Origin of the sequence: Geothrix oryzisoli (genome assembly GCF_022808865.1) — a bacterium.
Lineage (GTDB): Bacteria > Acidobacteriota > Holophagae > Holophagales > Holophagaceae > Geothrix > Geothrix oryzisoli.
Window position 1 is genome coordinate 726,726 of record NZ_JAKZLB010000001.1, and the last position, 17,502, is coordinate 744,227.

15 protein-coding genes and 1 tRNA gene are annotated in these 17,502 nt (G+C 69.0%); 4 read left to right on the forward strand and 12 right to left on the reverse strand.

The window, feature by feature from the left end; genetic code table 11:
• The first annotated feature begins 24 nt into the window (after nt 1–24).
• Nucleotides 25–1,200, forward strand: a complete 1,176-nt coding sequence (locus tag MLE43_RS03290; RefSeq protein WP_243301792.1) for an alkaline phosphatase family protein — start codon at nt 25–27, stop codon at nt 1,198–1,200.
• A 1-nt stretch (nt 1,201) separates the two neighbouring features.
• On the opposite strand, the gene MLE43_RS03295 is transcribed toward MLE43_RS03290, so the two are convergent.
• Both MLE43_RS03295 and MLE43_RS03300 read right to left on the reverse strand, forming a co-directional pair.
• On the reverse strand, nt 1,202–2,884 hold the full coding sequence (locus MLE43_RS03295) for an aspartate:alanine exchanger family transporter (RefSeq protein ID WP_243301794.1): 1,683 nt from the start codon (nt 2,882–2,884) through the stop codon (nt 1,202–1,204).
• 33 nt (nt 2,885–2,917) lie between these two features.
• Nucleotides 2,918–3,976 (reverse strand): cysteine desulfurase family protein, encoded by a 1,059-nt coding sequence (locus MLE43_RS03300; protein WP_243301796.1) that lies wholly within the window; start codon nt 3,974–3,976, stop codon nt 2,918–2,920.
• Here MLE43_RS03300 and MLE43_RS03305 point away from each other — a divergent pair.
• Both MLE43_RS03305 and ftcD read left to right on the forward strand, forming a co-directional pair.
• Complete coding sequence (locus MLE43_RS03305) at nt 3,975–4,901, forward strand: 5'-nucleotidase (RefSeq protein ID WP_243301799.1); 927 nt, start codon at nt 3,975–3,977, stop codon at nt 4,899–4,901. The two genes, MLE43_RS03300 and MLE43_RS03305, sit on opposite strands and share 2 nt — an antisense overlap.
• A 145-nt stretch (nt 4,902–5,046) precedes the next feature.
• The gene (gene ftcD, locus MLE43_RS03310; RefSeq protein WP_243301809.1) at nt 5,047–6,894 is read left to right on the forward strand and encodes a glutamate formimidoyltransferase; all 1,848 of its coding nucleotides are present in this window, start codon (nt 5,047–5,049) and stop codon (nt 6,892–6,894) included.
• Nucleotides 6,895–6,953: 59 nt separating this feature from the next.
• On the opposite strand, the gene MLE43_RS03315 is transcribed toward ftcD, so the two are convergent.
• The gene (locus MLE43_RS03315) at nt 6,954–7,628 is read right to left on the reverse strand and encodes a DUF6445 family protein (protein WP_243301811.1); all 675 of its coding nucleotides are present in this window, start codon (nt 7,626–7,628) and stop codon (nt 6,954–6,956) included.
• 159 nt (nt 7,629–7,787) lie between these two features.
• Between MLE43_RS03315 and MLE43_RS03320 the strand changes: the two genes are divergently transcribed.
• The gene (locus MLE43_RS03320; RefSeq protein WP_243301817.1) at nt 7,788–8,690 is read left to right on the forward strand and encodes an RluA family pseudouridine synthase; all 903 of its coding nucleotides are present in this window, start codon (nt 7,788–7,790) and stop codon (nt 8,688–8,690) included.
• A gap of 16 nt (nt 8,691–8,706) precedes the next feature.
• On the opposite strand, the gene MLE43_RS03325 is transcribed toward MLE43_RS03320, so the two are convergent.
• The 9 genes from MLE43_RS03325 to mltG form a co-directional block, all read right to left on the reverse strand.
• Nucleotides 8,707–10,338, reverse strand: coding sequence for an ABC-F family ATP-binding cassette domain-containing protein (locus tag MLE43_RS03325; protein WP_243301819.1), 1,632 nt, complete (start codon nt 10,336–10,338; stop codon nt 8,707–8,709).
• A 150-nt stretch (nt 10,339–10,488) separates the two neighbouring features.
• The gene (locus MLE43_RS03330; protein WP_243301822.1) at nt 10,489–12,330 is read right to left on the reverse strand and encodes a mechanosensitive ion channel domain-containing protein; all 1,842 of its coding nucleotides are present in this window, start codon (nt 12,328–12,330) and stop codon (nt 10,489–10,491) included.
• Between the two features lie 101 nt (nt 12,331–12,431).
• The gene (locus MLE43_RS03335; protein WP_243301824.1) at nt 12,432–12,617 is read right to left on the reverse strand and encodes a hypothetical protein; all 186 of its coding nucleotides are present in this window, start codon (nt 12,615–12,617) and stop codon (nt 12,432–12,434) included.
• Nucleotides 12,618–12,695: 78 nt separating this feature from the next.
• Nucleotides 12,696–13,592, reverse strand: coding sequence for a proline dehydrogenase family protein (locus tag MLE43_RS03340; protein ID WP_243301832.1), 897 nt, complete (start codon nt 13,590–13,592; stop codon nt 12,696–12,698).
• Between the two features lie 165 nt (nt 13,593–13,757).
• Nucleotides 13,758–13,834: transfer RNA gene (locus MLE43_RS03345), tRNA-Lys, on the reverse strand.
• Between the two features lie 62 nt (nt 13,835–13,896).
• Nucleotides 13,897–14,886, reverse strand: coding sequence for a tryptophan--tRNA ligase (gene trpS / locus MLE43_RS03350; protein ID WP_243301835.1), 990 nt, complete (start codon nt 14,884–14,886; stop codon nt 13,897–13,899).
• Between the two features lie 24 nt (nt 14,887–14,910).
• Nucleotides 14,911–15,660, reverse strand: coding sequence for a site-2 protease family protein (locus tag MLE43_RS03355; RefSeq protein ID WP_243301837.1), 750 nt, complete (start codon nt 15,658–15,660; stop codon nt 14,911–14,913).
• 37 nt (nt 15,661–15,697) lie between these two features.
• Nucleotides 15,698–16,477: a TlyA family RNA methyltransferase gene (locus tag MLE43_RS03360; RefSeq protein ID WP_243301839.1), complete on the reverse strand. Its 780-nt coding sequence runs from the start codon at nt 16,475–16,477 to the stop codon at nt 15,698–15,700.
• Nucleotides 16,470–17,486, reverse strand: coding sequence for an endolytic transglycosylase MltG (gene mltG, locus MLE43_RS03365; RefSeq protein WP_243301841.1), 1,017 nt, complete (start codon nt 17,484–17,486; stop codon nt 16,470–16,472). Before mltG ends, MLE43_RS03360 begins: the two co-directional genes overlap by 8 nt.
• Nucleotides 17,487–17,502 lie beyond the last annotated feature (16 nt).

Sequence of the window (17,502 nt, forward strand, 5' to 3'; positions counted from 1 at the left end):
AGATTAGCTTGATAGGCTGGAAGGATGCGCCGCTCCGCCCTGCTCGCCCTCCTGCTCGCCTTCTTCCCCGCCCGGGCCGGGGATCCCCCGGAGGCCGCCGCGGGCCCGGTGCTGCTCATCAGCGAGGACGGCCTGGGCGCCGACCAGTTCCGCCCGGACACCATGCCCGGGCTCTGGGCCCTGGCGGAACAGGGCCGCCGCGCCGCGGTCCGCCCCCCCTTCCCCGCCACCACCTTCAACGGGCACGTGACGCTGGCCACCGGCTGCTGGCCCGAACACCACGGCGTCGTGGCCAACGGCTACCTGCGCCCGGAGGACCGCCAGCGCGTCCCCGCCGCCAACCGGGTGGAGGACATCCAGCGCGAGCCACTGTGGGTCGCTGCCACCCGCAGCGGCGTCCGTACCGCCGTCTTCCACTGGGTGGGCTCCAACGGTCCCTGGGAGGGCGTGACCCCCTGGCGCATGGAGGCCTTCCAGCCGGGCGTGCCCGATGCGCAGGGTCTGGCCTTCTGCGAATCCGCCCTGGCGGAGGGGGCCCGCCTGGTCATGGCCTATCTGTCGGGCACTGACGAGGAAGGCCACCTGCACGGCCCCCACAGCCCGGAAGCGGTGGCGAAACTGCGGATCCTCGACAAGGAACTGGCCCCCTGGCTGGCGCGCATGATGACCCTCCATCCCGACCTGCGGGTGATCCTCACGGCCGATCACGGCATGACCGCCATGAAGCGCCGGATCCACCTGCCCACCGTCCTCGACGGCATCCCCGTGGACCTCATCACCCACGGCGGCAGCGCCTATGTCTACCTGCGGCAGCCCGGCGACCGGGCCCGCGTCCTGGCCCGTCTGCGCAGGGCCGGGCTCAAGGCCTGGCCCCGGGAACAGGTGCCCACGCGCTACCACCTGGGCGGCAGCCCCCGCGTGGGCGATGTCGTCGTCCTGGCACCCCTCGGCACCTGGCTCTCCCAGGCCCGCAGCAGCCGCGAGGATGAGTCCGAGCGCCACGGCCGCGCCGGGGCCCACGCCTATGCCCCGGAGTCCGCCCCCATGCGCTCCTGGCTGGTGGTCCTCGGCGCGGGTCGTGGGCCCCTGGCCGACCTGCCCGCCTGGGACGTCGCCCCCACGATCGCCTCCTGGCTCGACCTCCGGTGGGCCCAGGCCCCGGACGGCAAGCCCGCGCCGGCGCTGGTATCCGCCCGCTGAGCTATCGGATCAGCGCCAGCAGCACCTGGGCCAGGACGATCTTCAGGATGGTCGCCAGGGGATAGACCGTGGCGAAGCCCATGTTGGGCAGCTCGTTGCCCGTGTGGTGGCTGGCGTAACCCAGCACCACGGGCTGGGTGTGGGTGCCCGCCAGGATGCCGAACATGATGTTGAGCGGGATGCCGAACAGCTTGTGGCCCAGCAGCATCGTCAGCGAATCCGCCACGAAGCAGACCAGGAGCGCCGCCCCGAGGAAGAGGGGCAGCACTCCGGCGTTCTGGGACACGATGGCCCGGAAGCCCTCCCCGGAGATCACGCCGATGCCCGCGGCGAACAGCACCAGGCCGAACTGGCGGACCGTGTGGTTGGCGCTGTAGGGGAAATTCCAGACCAGCGGTCCGATGCGGTGGAACCGCCCCAGGACCAGCGCCACGGCCAGCGGCCCGCCGGCAAACCCCAGCTTGAAGACGATGCCGTGGCCCAGCGGGATGGGCAGCTGGCCCAGGGCGAGGCCCGCGGCCAGGCCCATGGCGAAGGTGAGGAAGCTGACCTCGCTGATGGCGCGGTAGCTGTCCCCGAAGAAGGCCTCGATGGCTTCGATGTTGTCCCGGCGGGTGGTGACGCGCACCCGGTCGCCCAGCTCCAGCACCGTGTCGCCGTCCGGCACGAACCAGAGATCGCCGCGGCGCACGCGGGTGATGATGGCCTGGTGCTGGTTCGCCAAGTCGAGCTTGCCGAGGGGCACGCCCACCACGTCCCAGCGCGAAACGAAGATCCGCGTGGCATCCAGGGCGCTCTGGTCCCGGTCCAGCTCCACATGGCTGCGCTCCCCGATCAGGGCCTCCACCTGGGCCAGATCGTCCGGTGAGCCGACCACCGTGACCAGGTCATCCAGCCTCAGGCGGAAGTCCGGGCCCGGCAGCAGCAGCTCCGCCTTGCGCAGCACCCGGCCGAAGACCACATGGAGCCTGCCTGCACGGCAGAGGTCCCGCTTGCTCATGGCCTCGGCCTCGGCCTTCGTCACCCGCACCGTCCAGACCTCCAGCTTGTGGTGGCCCGTCTGGTAGTCCTTGAGGCCGTCCGCCTCCTCCCGCAGGTTCACGCGGAACACCTTCGAACTGAGCAGGATGACCAGCATGGGCACCAGGACGCCGATGGGATAGGCGATGGCGGAAGCCACCGTGGGCTGCGCCAGTTCCACGGGCCCGGCGCCCATGGACTTCACGCGCTCGATGACGCCCGCCAGGGCCGGCATGTTGGTGAAGCTGCCCGTGAGCAGGCCCGCCGCGTAGCGGGCGTTGAAGCCCATGGCCCGCGCCAGCAGCACCACGAAGAACGTGGAGGCGACCATCACCAGGAAGACCACCGCATTCTTCTTGATGCCTTCGCGGCTGAAGGCGGCCCAGAAGCTGTGGGAGATGGAGAGGCCCATGGCATAGACGAACACCGCGAGGCCCAGCTCGTAGACCAGCTTCATCTCCTTGGAGATGTCCTTCTTCAACCCGGCGTCCAGGCCCGGCGCCATGACCAGCGCGCCCAGGGCGATGCCCGCGAAGAGGATGCTGGCGATGCCGAAGGAGGCGCCGGCGATGCGGATCTTGCTGATGGGATACCCCAGCGCCACCACCGCGAAGAGCATCAGGAGCGGGTTCTGTGCGAAGAAGAAGAGGGTCTGCTCGATCATGCTCGCTCCGCGCCAGAGGGCCTTCCTAGGGGCTCATGTCAACCGCCGGATGGCCGCCGCCAGGGCCTCCACCTCGTCGGGTCGCGCGTCCGGGAGCATCGAGAAGCGAAGCACCGATCGCGCGTCGTCCGAACTATACCCCAAGGTCAAGATTGCATGGCTGGGCTTCACCGCCCCGCTGTGGCAGGCGCTGCCCGTGCTGACCGCGAACCCCGCCAGGTCCAGGGCCACCTGCAGGGCCTCGCCGTTGCGGCCCCGGAACAGCACGCAACTTGTATTCGGCAGCCGGGGCGAGCCCTGGCCGATGACCTCGATATCCCGGCCCCAGGCGGCGATTTCCGCTTCGAAGGCATCCCGGATCGGGGCCAACGCCGCATTCAGGGCTTGACGCTCCGTCAAATGGCGCGCCGCCGCCGCCAGCCCCAGGATGGCAGGGAGATCCTCCGTGCCGCCCCGGCGGCGCCGCTCCTGGGGACCTTCCATGACGGGCTCCCAGGGCAGCCCCGGCCGCATCCACAGCAGGGCCGCGCCCCGGGGTCCCCCCATCTTGTGGCCGCTGAACACGGCCGCATCGCAGTCCGACAGGTCCACGGGCACCTTGCCCCAGGCCTGGCAGCAGTCCTTGAGGCGAACGGCATCCAGGGCGGAGGGCATGGCGTAGCGGATGCCCGTCTCGTTGCTGGCGGCCATCTGCACCACCGTGGCGCAGTCCGCCGGCACCTCGGGCAGCATGGCCACCCGCGACCAGTCCCGCAGGGGGTTCAGGCAGGCGCTGTGCTCCCCCGGGAACACAGCCGCGGGACGGTCCCCCAGGGTTGGATGAAGGCCGCGGATGAGCAGGTGCAGGGCCTCGGTGGCGCTGGCGCAGAACACCAGCTCCCCCGGCGCCACCGTCAGGGCTGCCGCGAGCTCCCGACGGGCCTCCTCGAGGCGGAACCGCGCCCGCTGGCCCTCCCGGTGGGTGCTGGTGGGATTGGCCCAGTCCTCCACCATCGCCCGCCGCACCGCCTCCACCGCCTCCGGATGGGGCGGCGTCGTGGCGTTGGCATCGAAGTAGAGCCTGGACATGACATCAATGTACCCTGGGCCCATGCCCAAATCCCTGGAAGGCAAGCTCGTCGTCGCCATCTCCTCCCGGGCCCTCTTCGATTTCGAGGAGGAGAACCGGGTCTTCGAGGAAACCGACGATCGGGCCTACATGGAACTCCAGCTCTCGCGCCTGGACGTGCCCGCCAAGCCGGGCGTGGCCTACCCGCTGGTGAAGAAGCTGCTGGCCTTCAACGCCGGGAACGAGGGCCGCGTGGCCGTGGTGATCCTCTCCCGCAACGACCCCGTGAGCGGCCTGCGGGTCTTCCGCAGCGCCCAGGAGGCGAACCTCCAGCTGGAGCGCGGCGTCTTCACCCGGGGCCGGAACCCCTACCCCTACCTCACCTCCCTGGGGGCGAACCTGTTCCTCTCCGCCAAGGAGGACGACGTCCGCGCCGCCCTCAATGCCGGCTTCGCCGCCGCGCGGGTCTACCCCGACAGCGCCATGGCCGCGGACCGCCACCCGGACGAGATCCGCATCGCCTTCGACGGTGACGCCGTGCTGTTCAGCGATGAGGCGGAGCGTGTCTACGCCGAGAGTGGCCTGGCAGCCTTCCAGGCCCATGAGATCAAGCACGCGGCCACCCCCCTGCCCCCGGGGCCCTTCAAGCCCCTGCTGCAGGCCCTCCAGCCCCTGCAGGACATGGGCACCGGGGCCCCCATGCGCATCCGCACCGCCCTCGTCACCGCCCGCAGTGCCCCCGCCCACGAGCGCGCCATCCGCACCCTCATGGCCTGGAACATCCAGGTGGACGAGGCCATGTTCCTCGGTGGCCTCGAAAAGGCCGACTTCCTCCGGGAGTTCGAGCCGGACTTCTTCTTCGACGACCAGACCGGCTACTGCGACACCGCCGCCAAGGTGGGGCCCACCGGCCACGTGGTGAGCGGCGTGAAGAACGAGGCGGGGGGGCCTGAACGGACGCCTCGGTAGACCCCGGAACGCTGCGCGTTCCGAGATGGGAAAAGACTTCTCCTTAACAAGTTGTTAACTATCTCCAAAGGCGGGCCGCCTCGCGGCCCGCCTTTGGAGATGCGATGCGGCGCCACTGCTAGAGTTGGATCGTCACGGAGGAATCATGTCCCGCAGGCTGGTGGAGTGCGTGCCGAACATCTCGGAAGGCCGGGATGCCGCGAAGATCAGGCAGGTGGTGGACGCCATCAGCGCCGTGCCCGGCGTGCAGGTGCTGGACGTGGATCCGGGGGCGGACACGAACCGCACGGTCATCACCTTCGTCGGCGAGCCCGAGGCCGTGCTGGCGGGCGCCTTCGCGTGCATCGCCGAGGCCGCCAAAGTCATCGACATGCGCCAACACCACGGGGCCCACCCCCGCATGGGCGCCACGGATGTGACCCCCTTCGTCCCGGTGGAGGGCGTGACCATGGCGGACTGCGCCGAGCTGGCCCGCCGCCTGGGCGCCCGCGTGGCCGCCGAACTGGCCATCCCCGTCTACCTCTACGAGTCCGCCGCCTCGCGGCCCGAGCGCCGCAACCTGGCCGAAGTGCGCCGGGGCGAGTACGAGGGCCTGGAGAAGAAGCTGACATCCCCCGAGTGGACGCCCGACTTCGCCGCGCCCTTCAACGCCCAGGCTGGGGCGGCCATCATCGGCGCCCGAGAGTTCCTGGTGGCCTACAACGTCACGCTGAACTCCAACGACAAGGCCCACGCGACGGACATCGCCTTCGAACTGCGCGAGAAGGGCCGCGTGGCCCGCCGCGGCCGCGTGAAGCCCTACTACCAGGCGGGCGAGCTGATCTACTACGCCGAAGGGTCGTTCCCCTGCGGAAACTGCGACTTCACCGGCGCCACCTTCCAGGAGACCGTGGATCACTGCGCCTCCGCCCACGGCTACGACCTGCCCGCTCTCATGCGGCTGAACGATGTGGATCCCGCGAACCCCGTGGGCCAGAAGGTCCGCCGCCGGGGCCTCTACGACCACTGCAAGGCCATCGGCTGGTATGTGGACACCTACCGCCGCGCTCAGATCAGCGTGAACCTCACGGACTACAAGCAGACCGCGCCCCACACGGTCCTCGAAGAGGCCCGCAGGTTGGCCGCCGAACGCGGCCTGGTGGTCACCGGCAGCGAGATCGTGGGCCTGGTGCCCTTCCAGTGCCTGCTGGCCTCAGGCCGCCACTACCTGAAGGCCATGGGCAAGTCGACGGGCGTGCCCACCTCCGACATCCTCCAGACCGCCGTGTTCTCCATGGGCCTCGGGGACGTGGCGCCCTTCGAGGTCGAGAAGAAGGTCCTGGGCCTGCCCACCTACGATGCGAAGTCCCTCGTCGCCATGCCCGTCCACGCCTTCACGGATGAGGTCAGCCGCGACACGCCGGCCCCCGGCGGCGGCTCCATCGCGGCCCTGGCCGGCAGCCTGGGCGCGGCGCTGGCCAGCATGGTGGCCAACCTGGCCCAGGGCGGAGCGGACGCCGGGAAGGACGCCAAGCTCATCACCCTGGCCGAACAGGCCCAGGTGCTGAAGGACCGCCTCATGGTGGCCGTCGATGCCGACACCAACGCCTTCAACGCCTTCATGGACGCCCGCCGCCTGCCGGACGCCACGCCCGAGCAGAAGGCCGCCCGCCACGAGGCCATGCAGGCCGGCCTGAAGGTGGCCATCGAGGTGCCCCTGGACACCGCGAAGACCAGCTTCGAGGCCCTGGAACTGGCCGGCCAGGCCGCCCGGCTGGGCAAGGTGGCCTCCATCACCGATGCGGCCGTGGGCGCGCAGATGGCCTACGCCGGGGTGCGCGGCGGCGTCTGGAACGTGGTCATCAACCTCAAGGACATCACCGACGCGGCGTATGTCGCCGACATGCAGCGGGAATGCGCCAGCCTGCTGGCGCAAGCCGGTGCGGCCTTGAAAGAAGTGACGGATCACGTGGATCAGAAGCTGCTCGATCGGCTGACGAAAGCGAAAAAGTAGCTCTCGGCTATCAGCTGTCAGCTCTCAGTGACTGACAGCTGATAGCTGACTGCTCCCTTTCACTCCGCCATCCAGAAGAACAGCGCCGTCATGCGCTTGGTGGCGAGGTCGTGACCGAAGTAGCCGGTGGCGGAGTGCACCAGGTCCGCCCGGTAGAGCAGCAGGCGGTTGAACGCGTTGGGCACCGACACATCGGGATGCCAGGCCTGCAGGGGCAGCCCGGTCACGCCCAGCGCCTCGCGCAGGTTGGCATGCGGCGGCGGGCAGAGGTTCCCGCCCAGGGCGCCGTTGGGATAGCGCAGCCGGTAGAAGGTCGTGCCCGCGGCCGCAGGGGCCTTCGGCGTCAGGTAGATCACGGCGGCGTACCGGCAGAGCCGCCGCGAGTCCGTGTGGGGGCGGGGGCCCGACTCCGTGGCGCCGACCACCTGCACCACGTTGTGGTTGAGGTAGGCACCATCCGGCGCGGTCTCGGTCCACAGCCGCTTCACCCCCGTTAGCTCGCGGACCTTGGCCTCGATGGGGGCCAGCTCCTCCGGCGACAGCGCGTTCCGCGAGCGCATGCCCGGCCAGGTCTCCTGGGTGTGGGGGAACCCCATCTCCCAGGCCTCCAGGGCCCGGAACCGCGCCACCAGCGCCATCGCATCCGGCAGGATGCCGTCCACCACCCAATAGTCCCGCCCTTCGGTGGGCTTCCGATACGGGAGCCGGGGGGGAGCTGGGGGGCGCATGGACATGGATCGTGCCTCGGAAAGGAGAACCCACAGCCTAACCTGGGCCGAAAATAAGGGGAGGCCTCGGGCCCCAGCGGGGCGGACCGCGCGAGCTCCGGTTCCGCTCCCGGCGCCCCGGGACATAATGGGGAACCGGGGGGTCCGGAGGGGGCGGTCGACCGCATGGGGCTCAACCAGGGCTATGTCCACCGGGAACAGGTCGGGGCCGAAGGGGCCGGGCGCACCCTGCTGGCCTACCTTTCGGCCCGGCATCCGAGGGCGGACTCAGACCTCTGGCGGACGCGGATCCTGGAAGGCCAAGTCCACCTCGACCTGCGGCCCGCCAGCCCGGAATCCCCCTTGAGCCCAGGCCAGTGGATCACCTGGGCCCGACCGCCCTGGCTCGAGCCGGAAGTCCCCCTCGCCACGGCGGTGCTCTACGAGGACGAGGACCTGCTGGCCGTGGCCAAACCCAGCGGCCTGCCCACCCTGCCCGGAGGCGGGGAGTTCCTGGAGCACACCCTCCTGGCCGTGGTGCGCCGCCGGGCCCCGGAAGCCAGCCCCATGCACCGGCTGGGCCGGGGCACCTCCGGGCTGGTGCTGTTCGCCCGCACGGCCGCCGCGCGGGGCCCCCTCCAGGCCGTGTTCCAGGAGCGCCGGACCCGCAAGGTCTACCGCACCCTCTGCCAGGGGCATCCCGCCGAGGATGCCTTCGAAGTCGCGTCTCCCATCGGAGAAGTCCCCTACGAGCCCCTGGGCCTCCTCCATGCGGCCACGCCCGGCGGCCGGCCCTCCCGCAGCCGCGTGACCGTCCTGGAACGGCGGGAGGACGCCTCCCTCCTGGAGGTGGAGATCTTCACAGGCCGTCCCCACCAGATCCGCATCCACCTGGCCTTCGCCGGGCATCCACTGGTGGGCGACCCCCTCTACGGGCCCGGCGGCACGCCCAGGCCCGGCACGGGCGCCGTCCCCGGCGACCCGGGCTACCTGCTGCACGCCCAGCGCCTGGAGCTGGAGCACCCCCGCACCGGGGCCTGGCTCACGCTCATCTGCCAGCCGCCGCCAGCGCTGCGGACCTCAGCCTAGTCGCCCTGCGACGGGCTCAGTTGTGCACGCCCGGGGCCTCGCGGCCCATGCTCTCCACGTATTCCGCGTAGGAACCACCGAAGGCCAGGGGGTCCGAGTGTTCCTCGCCGCCCAGCTCCAGCACCCGGTTGGCCAGGCCGCGCAGGAAGGAGCGGTCGTGGGACACGAAGAGCATGGTGCCCTCGAAGTCCTTCAGGGCCTCGATGAGCATCTCCTTGGTCGCCAGGTCCAGGTGGTTGGTGGGCTCGTCCAGCACCAGGAAATTGGGCGGATTGAAGAGCATGCGGGCCATCACCAGCCGGGATTTCTCCCCGCCCGAGAGCGACCGGATCCGCTTGTCCACATCGTCCCCGGAGAACTGGAAGGCCCCCAGCAGGTTGCGCAGCACGCCCAGGCCCTCCATGGGGAAGTCCTGCTGCATCTGCTCCAGCACCGTCAGGTCCGGATCCAGCAGATCCAGGGCCTGCTGGGAGAAGTAGCCCAGCTTGAGGCTCGCCCCCAGCTTCACGACCCCCGCATCGGGCTGGATGGCCCCCGCCACCATCTTCAGCAGGGTGGACTTGCCGGCGCCGTTCCGGCCCATGACGCACCAGCGCTCACCGCGCCGGACGTGGAAGGCGAACTGGTCATAGAGTTTCTTCGTGCCATAGGCCTTGCAGACGCCCTCCAGCATGGCCACGTCGTCGCCGGAGCGGCCGGGGATGCGGAAATCCCACTTCACGACGCGGCGCTTCCGGGGCGGCTCGATGCGCTCGATCTTGTCGAGGGCCTTCACGCGGCTCTGCACCTGGGCCGCCTTCGCGGCGTGGGCGGAGAACCGCTCGATGAAGCGCTGCTCCTTCGCCAGCTTGGCCTGCTGCCGGGCGTAGGCGGCCTCCTGGTTGGCCTCGCGCTGTTCCCGCTCCCGCACGTAGAAATCGTAGTTGCCCGAATAGGTGACGATGTCGCCGCCGTCGATCTCCAGGACCTTGGTGACCACACGGTTCATGAAGTCGCGGTCGTGGCTGGTCATCAGCAGCGTCGCCGGCACGGACTTGAGGAAGGTCTCCAGCCAGAGGATGGATTCGATGTCCAGGTGGTTGGTGGGCTCGTCCATGAGCAGGACGTCGAAGTTGCCCAGCAGCACCTTGGCCATGGACACGCGCATCTTCCAGCCGCCGGAGAGCGCGCCCACGTCGCCGTCGATCTGCTCGTCCTCGAAGCCGAGGCCGTGCAGGCAGGCCCGGGCGCGGGCCTCCAGCTCGTAGCCCCCGAGATGCTGGTACTCCTCCTGGACGTGGCCAAAGCGCTCCAGGATGGCCTCCAGCTCGTCCCCGCGGTCCGGGTCGGACATGGCGTGTTCCAGGTCGAGCAACTCGTGGTGGAGGTCGCCGAGGCGGCCGCTCCCAGCGATGGCCTCATCCAGCACCGGCCGGCCGGCCATCTCGTCCACTTCCTGCCGGAAGTAGCCCAGGGTGAGCTTCTTCGGCAGGGTCACGGAGCCCTCATCCGGGGACTCCTCGCCCATGATCATGCGGAACAGCGTGGACTTGCCGGCCCCGTTCGGGCCGACCAGCCCCACCTTCTCGCCGGGATTGAGCTGGAAATCCGCCTCGATGAAGAGGACCTGCTTGCCGTACTGCTTGCTGACGCTGGAGAACGAGATCATGGGAATCCGATGCGCAGAATGGGTCGCCCGGCAGGCCTGGGCGGCGGTAGATCCAGAGACAGGGGATCGAGGTCGCGGAAAGCAGGATCCTCAAGCCTACGGTGCCTCCAGGGTACCACAGGGCCCCGCTGCACCCGGCCCGGCCGAGGGTCAGGCCGAAGCGCCCGCCCGCGGACCGTGCATCAGCTCAACCACGGCCTGGTTCAGCCGGAGCCGCGTCTCGTGCCGCTCGAAGGCCCGGGTGAGGTAGCGGGCCCGGACTTCCATGCCGTTGGGACCCGGCACCACCTGGACGCCCGGGATGGCCGAGAAGGCCTTCACCTTGTAGCGGGCGGCCGTCTGCTGCCATTCCGCCTCGGCGATCTTCGCGTTGGCCGAGGTCTGCTGCTCCACCAGCTTCTGCACGCCATCGATGACCAGGTAGGGGTCCTGTCCCGCGGGGACGGCGACGTTGAGTTCGTCCCACATCCACTTCCCGGAGGTGGAGAAGTTGAAGAAGTGCCCCTCGATGGCGAAGTTGTTCACGAAGGCCACCCGGCGGCCCGTGGGATGGCCCGCATCGCTCCAGCTGCCGGTCTCCAGGATGACCGTGCGGAGCAGGCCGATCTCGACCACCTCGCCGCCCACGCCCCGGATCTCCACCCAGTCGCCCAGGCGGATGCCGTTCTTCCCCATGAGGATGAACCAGCCGAAGAAGGCCACGATGAAGTCCTTGAGGGCCACGGTGAGGCCGGCGCCGGCGAGGCCGAAGACCGTGGTGGCCTGGGCCGGCATCCCCACGACCATGAACCCGATGGTGAGCACGGCCACCACCCGGATGATCACCTTCAGCACGGACTTCGAGGCCCCCACGGAGGCCCGTTCCACCGCGGCGGGACGCCGATGCAGCCAGTCGATGAGCAGGCCGAGCAGGTAGGCGACGACCACCACGCCGAGGATGGCCAGGCCCTGGGACAGCAGCTTGTGCAGGGCGACGTTGCGGTAGCCATCGGCCAAGCCGAGCCACGCTCCGTAGGTTTCCGCCAGGCCCTGCTGATCCTGGATCCGCTTGGCCATGGTGGCCAGCCTGCGCTGCACGTCCCCGAACTGCTTCAGGGAGGACACGGCTGCCTTGGCCTCCCCCCGCTCCAGCCCATGGCTCGAGGCGCCCTTCATGAGGCTCGAGGCCGTGCTGCGGGCCGCCTCGCGGTCCTCCTGCTCCTTCTTCGCCTGGGCCTCGACTTCGGCCCGGCGCTTGGCCATGGCCTGCTCCTTGACCTGGGCTTCGGCCCGGGCCTTCTCCAGCCGCGCGCACTTGTCCCGCTGGGTACGCCATTCCAGCACCCGGCCGACCAGGCTGCCGGGCTGGAAGGCGCTGGGAGGCCTAGCCGCCGCCATGATCTGGGAGGATTCCCGGTCGGCGGCCTCGTGGGCCTCCTTCAGCCGCCGGATCTTGGCCTGGGGATCGCCGCCAACCTGCGCCAGGTCGTTCGAGGCCGTCTCCAGCTCATCCTTGTCCAGTTCCAGCTGGGCCTTGGTGAGGTCGATCTGGTCTTCCAGCGCATCCTTCTTGGACTCCGGGGCCGCCGCGAGCAGCCGGCCCAGGCGGGCCACCTGCTGTTCCCCGGACTCCACGGCTGCCTGGGCCTTGGCCTTGGCCTCCGACAGCTCCTTGATCTCCGGCGTGTTCGGCACCGCCGCGGTGGCCGCCGTCCGGAGCGCGTAGGAGAAGGCGAGGTCCACCGAGTGGTTGCCGAGACGTTCCGCCTGGACGGCCAGCTGCTTTTCCTCGAAGGTCGTGGCCAGGGGCATCAGGCTCCGCGCGGTGAGCAGCGGCGACTGGTCCACCAGGCGCTGCTGCACGGGCGCCCCCCGGCGGCCCCGCTTCTGCGGCTGGACCGGCGCCTCCTGACCCTGGGGTTGCGGCACGTCCCGGGTCCACATCCAGCCGGCCACGGTACCGGCGGTCAAAGCCAACAGGATGGCGCCAGGGAGCAGGGTGCGGATCTTCATCCCATCCAGACAATCACGAACCAGCCCGGAACGCAAAAACCCCGGAACCAGGGTCCGGGGTTTTCACGTTCCGGAGCCGTGTGGCGCCGGGAAAGGGACCATCAGCCCTTCTTGGGAGCGGCATCCTTCTTCTTGCAGCACTCAGTGCAATCCTTGCAGGAGGCGGCCTTGTTCTTTTCGCAGCAGGCCATCCCGCAGCCCTTCTTGGGCTCGGGCTTCTTGTCCTCGGCGGCATAGCCCGCCAGGGCGAAAGAGCTCATCAGGACCAGCGCCAGCATCTTCTTCATGGAATTCTCCGTCTGCGTGGGACACGGCCCCACAGGAGCAACATAGCCGCGTCCGGGGGATCGTCCAAGGGGTTGTGATCAGTGCCCGAACAGGTTCTTCAGCACCATGGCGGCCATGGCCGGATTGGCCCCCAGCCGGCGCTTCATGTAGGCCACGGCGTACTTCCAGTCCTCGGCGAAGGGGACGTAGAGGCGCATGATCTGGCCACGCTTGACGATCTCCTGCTGGATCTCCGCGCGGGGGACGCCCATCAGCATCTGGAACTCGTAGGCGTCCTTGGCCACGCCCTTCTTGTCCAGGTGGTCGAGGCAGCGGCGGATCAGGGGCTCGTCGTGGGTGGCGATCTCGGGATAGTGGCCATGGTCCAGCAGCAGCTGCACGTACTCGAAGAGCTTCTCCTTCATGTCCCGCTTGTCCTGCAGGGCGACCTCCGCAGGTTCGCGGTAGATGCCGATGCAGATGCGGACCTTGCAGGGCTTGAGGTGGAGGGCCTTGATGTCCTCGCCGGTGCGGAAGAGTCGGCTCTGCAGCACGATGCCGAAGTTGTCGAACTCGTTCCGGATGGCCTTGAACATGCGCAGGGTGACATCCGTGAAGTGCCGGTCCTCCATGTCCAGCGTGATGTGGACGCCGTGCGCCGCCGCGGCGCCGACGATGCGGCGGAGGTTCTCCTGGCAGTAGGCCTCGCTCTCATTGATGCCCAGCTGCGTGGGCTTGAGGCTGATGCTGGCATTGGGGCGGTCCTTCACCGCCTCGATCATCCGGAAGTACACCTGGACCGTGGCTTCCACGTCCTCCCGCTTGAAGACTTCCTCGCCCAGCAGATCCAGCGTCGAGTAGAGCCCGCTCTTGGCGTGGATCTCGTCCACCTTGGCCACGCCACTGCCGATACCCTTGCCCGCGCAGTACGGCGCGGCAAAGGTCCGGACCAGGGCATCCGGCATGAGGTCGAGAATGATGCGTTTCAAATCCACGGTGTTCCTCCCGTCGTTCCTGGGTTTCCCGGCCCATCTGGGGAGACTGGGCGGCCCTACAAATATAGCTGGCCAAGCCATGATGGCACCGCCGCGCGCGGAGACATGTGACCGTGGAGACAGCACGAAAAAGCCCGCAGACTTTGGATCTGCGGGCTTCTGGTCTGGTGGTCCCTCCCGGACTCGAACCGGGGACCCTCTGATTAAGAGTCAGATGCTCTAACCAACTGAGCTAAGGGACCACGAGCAAAAGAAAGTCTACCAGGACTGCAAGGGAACGCAAGAGCCGGTTCCCCACCCGTTCCTAGAGGGCAGGCATCTTCATGGCCCGACGGACCGCCACCATGGTTTCCGCCGCCACGGCCCGCGCCCGGGCGCTGCCGTCGTGCAGCACCGCTTCGATGGTCCCGGGGTGGGCCAGGTGGGCCTCGATCTTCTCCCGCAGGGGTTCGATGCGCTGGATCATGGCCTGCGCCACGCGCTTCTTGCAGTCGAAGCACCCGATGCCGGCGCGCCGGCACTCGGTGTCCACCAGCTGCACCGTGGCGTCATCGCTGAAGAGCTTGTGGAAGTCCATGACCGGGCAGATGTCCGGGTTGCCGGGATCGGTCTTGCGGACCCGCGCGGGGTCTGAGGCCATCTGGCGGGTGCACTTCTCGAGGATCACCTCGTTGGTGTCCCGCAGGTAGATGCAGTTCCCGTAGCTCTTGGACATCTTGCGCCCGTCGAGCCCCGGCACCTTGGGCGTCTTGGTGAGCACGGCCTCCGGCTCGGGGAAGACCTCCTCCTTGTAGAGGAAATTGAAGCGGCGCAGCACCTCCCGGGCGAGCTCGATGTGGAAGAGCTGGTCCTCGCCCACGGGCACCTTGTGGGCCCGGTAGATGATGATGTCCGCGGTCATCAGCAGGGGGTAGCCCAGGAAACCGTAGCTGCCGAGGTCCGCCACGGCGTTCTGCAGCTTCTCCTTGTAGGTGGGCACCCGCTCCAGCCAGGTCAGCGGCGTCACCATGGACAGCAGCAGGTGCAGCTCCGCATGCTCCTTCACCAGGCTCTGAACGAAGATGGTCGCCTTCTCCGGATCCAGCCCGGCGGCCAGGTAGGTGGCGGTGAGCTCGAGCGTGGCGGGCCAGATCTCCTCGACGGATTCGTATTTCGAGGTGAGCGCATGCCAGTCCGCGATCATGTAGAAGGCTTCGCCCTGCCCCTGCAGCCGCGTGAAGTTGTCCAGGGCTCCCACCAGGTGGCCGATGTGCTGGGAGCCCGAGGGCTGGATGCCGGAAAGGATGCGTTGCATGGAGACTCCGAGGGGGCGCGGGGATCAGAAGTGGAGAACGAGGCGGGCGATGAGCTCGATGCCGTAGAACAACAGCCCGAACACGGGTCCCAGGACATAGCCGAGGAGACCGGTGAGGGCCAGCACGATGAGGATGCCCCCCATCCAGGGCTGGACCCGGTCGAACTTCGGCAGCCAGCGCCAGGGCAGGAAGCCCCGCAGGATGCCCGCTCCATCGAGAGGCCCCATGGGCAGCAGGTTGAAGAGGGCAAGGCCGAGGTTGATCAGCACCAGGCGACCCAGGAGCGCCAGGAAGAGCGTGGCCGTGGTGCCCAGCTGGAGGACCTGCAGGCTCTCCACCTTCGCGGCCAGGAGCGCCCGGGCGAAGACCCGGAACTCCATGTCGGGGACGGGTACCACGGCCTTCACGACCAGGAACATGATCCCGAGGAAGATCACGGCCTGGATCAGGTTCGAGAGGGGCCCGGCGCTGGCCACGAAGGCGTAGCCCACCCGCTGGGTGAACCGGCGGGTCAGCTTGCGGGGATCCACGGGCACGGGCTTGGCCCAGCCGATGAAGGGGAAGCCCGTCGCCAGGCCCAGGAGGGGAAACACGAAGGTGCCCAGCAAGTCCATGTGGGCCAGAGGGTTCAGGGTCATCCGGCCCAGCCGTGCCGCCGTATCGTCCTCCAGCCAGTAGGCCATCGAAGCGTGGCTGGCTTCGTGCACGCTCAGGCTGAAGAGCAGGGCCACATAGCTGACGAGGATGGTGGGGATGGAGATGTTGTCGAACACCCGGGCTCCGGTAATCCCCCAGTGTACAGGCTGGGGCTCAGAGCCCCAAAGCCGCGAGGGCCGGTCCCAGGCTTCCGCTCGGGGCCCCCAGGCCCAGCCGCAGCAGGAATTCGATGTTCCCCTCGCCCCCCTTGATGGGGCTCTCGGCCAGATCCAGGGGGCGCAGCTCCGTGCCCTCGAAAAAGGCCCAGGTTTCCACCAGCACGCGCCGGTGGACGGCGGGATCGCGCACGATGCCGCCCGGACCCACGTCGTCGCGGCCCGCCTCGAACTGGGGCTTCACCAGCAGCACGGCCTCGGCCCGGGGTTCGAGACTGGGCAGTATCGGCGGAATGGCCAGCCGCAGAGAGATGAAGCTGAGGTCCGCCACCAGCAGGCTGCACCGTTCGGGGATGCAGGCGGGATCCCAGGTGCGCAGGTTCACCTGCTCCATGGAGACGACCCGGGCATCGGTCCGCAGCTTCCAGTGGAGCTGGTTGGTGCCCACATCCACCGCGTAGACCTTCGCCGCGCCCCGCTGGAGCAGGCAGTCGGTGAAACCGCCGGTGCTGGCCCCGGCGTCGAAACAGGTGCGGCCCGTGGGGTCGATGCCCCAGCGATCCAGGGCCCCGGCCAGCTTCAGTCCGCCCCGGCTCACGAAGGGCAGCGCCTCCCCCCGCAGGCGGATGGGGGCCAGCTCGTCCACGCCCGTGCCCGCCTTGGTGACCGGGCGGTCGCTCACCAGCACGTCCCCCGCGAGGATGCGCGCCTGGGCCCGGGCGCGGGTCTCGCACAGGCCACGCTGCACGAGGAGCTGGTCCAGCCGGACCTTAGCCACGGGCCGACTTCCGCTGCCGGGCGAGTTCCTTGCGGTAGAGCCCCACGTTCCGGTTGTGGTCCCGCAGGTTGGGGGCGAAGTTGTGGCCGCCCTGGCCCGTGGCCACGAAGTAGAGGTCCTTGCCGGAGAGCGGCTCCTTCGCCGCTTCGATGGCTGCGGGGCTGGGCACGGCGATGGGCGTGGGCGGCAGGCCCTTCACCGCATAGGTGTTGAAGCGGCTGGAGCGGCGGATGTCCTCCGGCGTGGGCGCCGTGAACCGCAGGTCGCCCGTGATCCACCGGGCGTAGAGGCTCGTGGGATCGCACTGGAGCCGCATGCCGATCTTCAGCCGCTTCAAGTAGACGCCCGCCACCCGCGGCTGTTCCTCGGGCAGCTTCGTCTCCTTCTCCACCAGGCTGGCCAGGATCAGGGTCTCGTACGGCGGCAGCGGGCCCCCCTCGAGCTTCGGCCGGACCTGGTTCCGGAAGGCCTCCACCAGCATGAGCATGATCTCCTCGGGCTCCAGGGCATGGTGCAGCTTGTAGGTGGCCGGGGCCACAAGGCCTTCCAGGCTTTCCGCATCCTCGAAGCCGGCGGTCCGGGCCAGCCGTGGGCTCTTCCAGAGGGTCCAGAAGACCTCTTCGGGCACGAAGTCCTTGAGCCGCTTCTGCACGGCCCAGGCATGGGCCCCCTCGGGAATGGAGACGGCGGTGTAGTGGATCTCGGCCCGCCGCAGCTTGCCGGCCACGTCGGACAGGCTGGCCCGGGGCGTGAAGGTGTACTCGCCCCGGATGAGCTGGAGCTTCCGCGCCCGGGCCCAGAGCTTGAAGAGCGAGGCGGACCGGATCACCCCGTCCCGTTCCAGCTGATCGGCGATCTGGTTGATGTTGGCGCCCTTCTTCACCAGGACCGTGGCGTCCTGCCGGAGGGGGCCCTGGCCCTTCCAGGCCCACCAGCCACCTGCGACCGGAGCCGCGGCCAGGAGGAGGGTGGCCAGGAAGAACCTGAGGGACATGGAAGATCGCGCCATGCCTCCAGAATGCCGT

Bases quoted from the DNA above. Each gene is read 5' to 3' on its own strand.
- MLE43_RS03295 (WP_243301794.1), bottom strand. From the start codon at position 2,884: ATGATCGAGCAGACCCTCTTCTTCTTCGCACAGAACCCGCTCCTGATG.
- MLE43_RS03300 (WP_243301796.1), bottom strand. From the start codon at position 3,976: ATGGGCCCAGGGTACATTGATGTCATGTCCAGGCTCTACTTCGATGCC.
- MLE43_RS03290 (WP_243301792.1), top strand. From the start codon at position 25: ATGCGCCGCTCCGCCCTGCTCGCCCTCCTGCTCGCCTTCTTCCCCGCC.
- MLE43_RS03305 (WP_243301799.1), top strand. From the start codon at position 3,975: ATGCCCAAATCCCTGGAAGGCAAGCTCGTCGTCGCCATCTCCTCCCGG.
- trpS (WP_243301835.1), bottom strand. From the start codon at position 14,886: ATGCAACGCATCCTTTCCGGCATCCAGCCCTCGGGCTCCCAGCACATC.
- MLE43_RS03335 (WP_243301824.1), bottom strand. From the start codon at position 12,617: ATGAAGAAGATGCTGGCGCTGGTCCTGATGAGCTCTTTCGCCCTGGCG.
- MLE43_RS03330 (WP_243301822.1), bottom strand. From the start codon at position 12,330: ATGAAGATCCGCACCCTGCTCCCTGGCGCCATCCTGTTGGCTTTGACC.
- mltG (WP_243301841.1), bottom strand. From the start codon at position 17,486: ATGGCGCGATCTTCCATGTCCCTCAGGTTCTTCCTGGCCACCCTCCTC.
- MLE43_RS03315 (WP_243301811.1), bottom strand. From the start codon at position 7,628: ATGTCCATGCGCCCCCCAGCTCCCCCCCGGCTCCCGTATCGGAAGCCC.
- MLE43_RS03325 (WP_243301819.1), bottom strand. From the start codon at position 10,338: ATGATCTCGTTCTCCAGCGTCAGCAAGCAGTACGGCAAGCAGGTCCTC.
- ftcD (WP_243301809.1), top strand. From the start codon at position 5,047: ATGTCCCGCAGGCTGGTGGAGTGCGTGCCGAACATCTCGGAAGGCCGG.
- MLE43_RS03320 (WP_243301817.1), top strand. From the start codon at position 7,788: ATGGGGCTCAACCAGGGCTATGTCCACCGGGAACAGGTCGGGGCCGAA.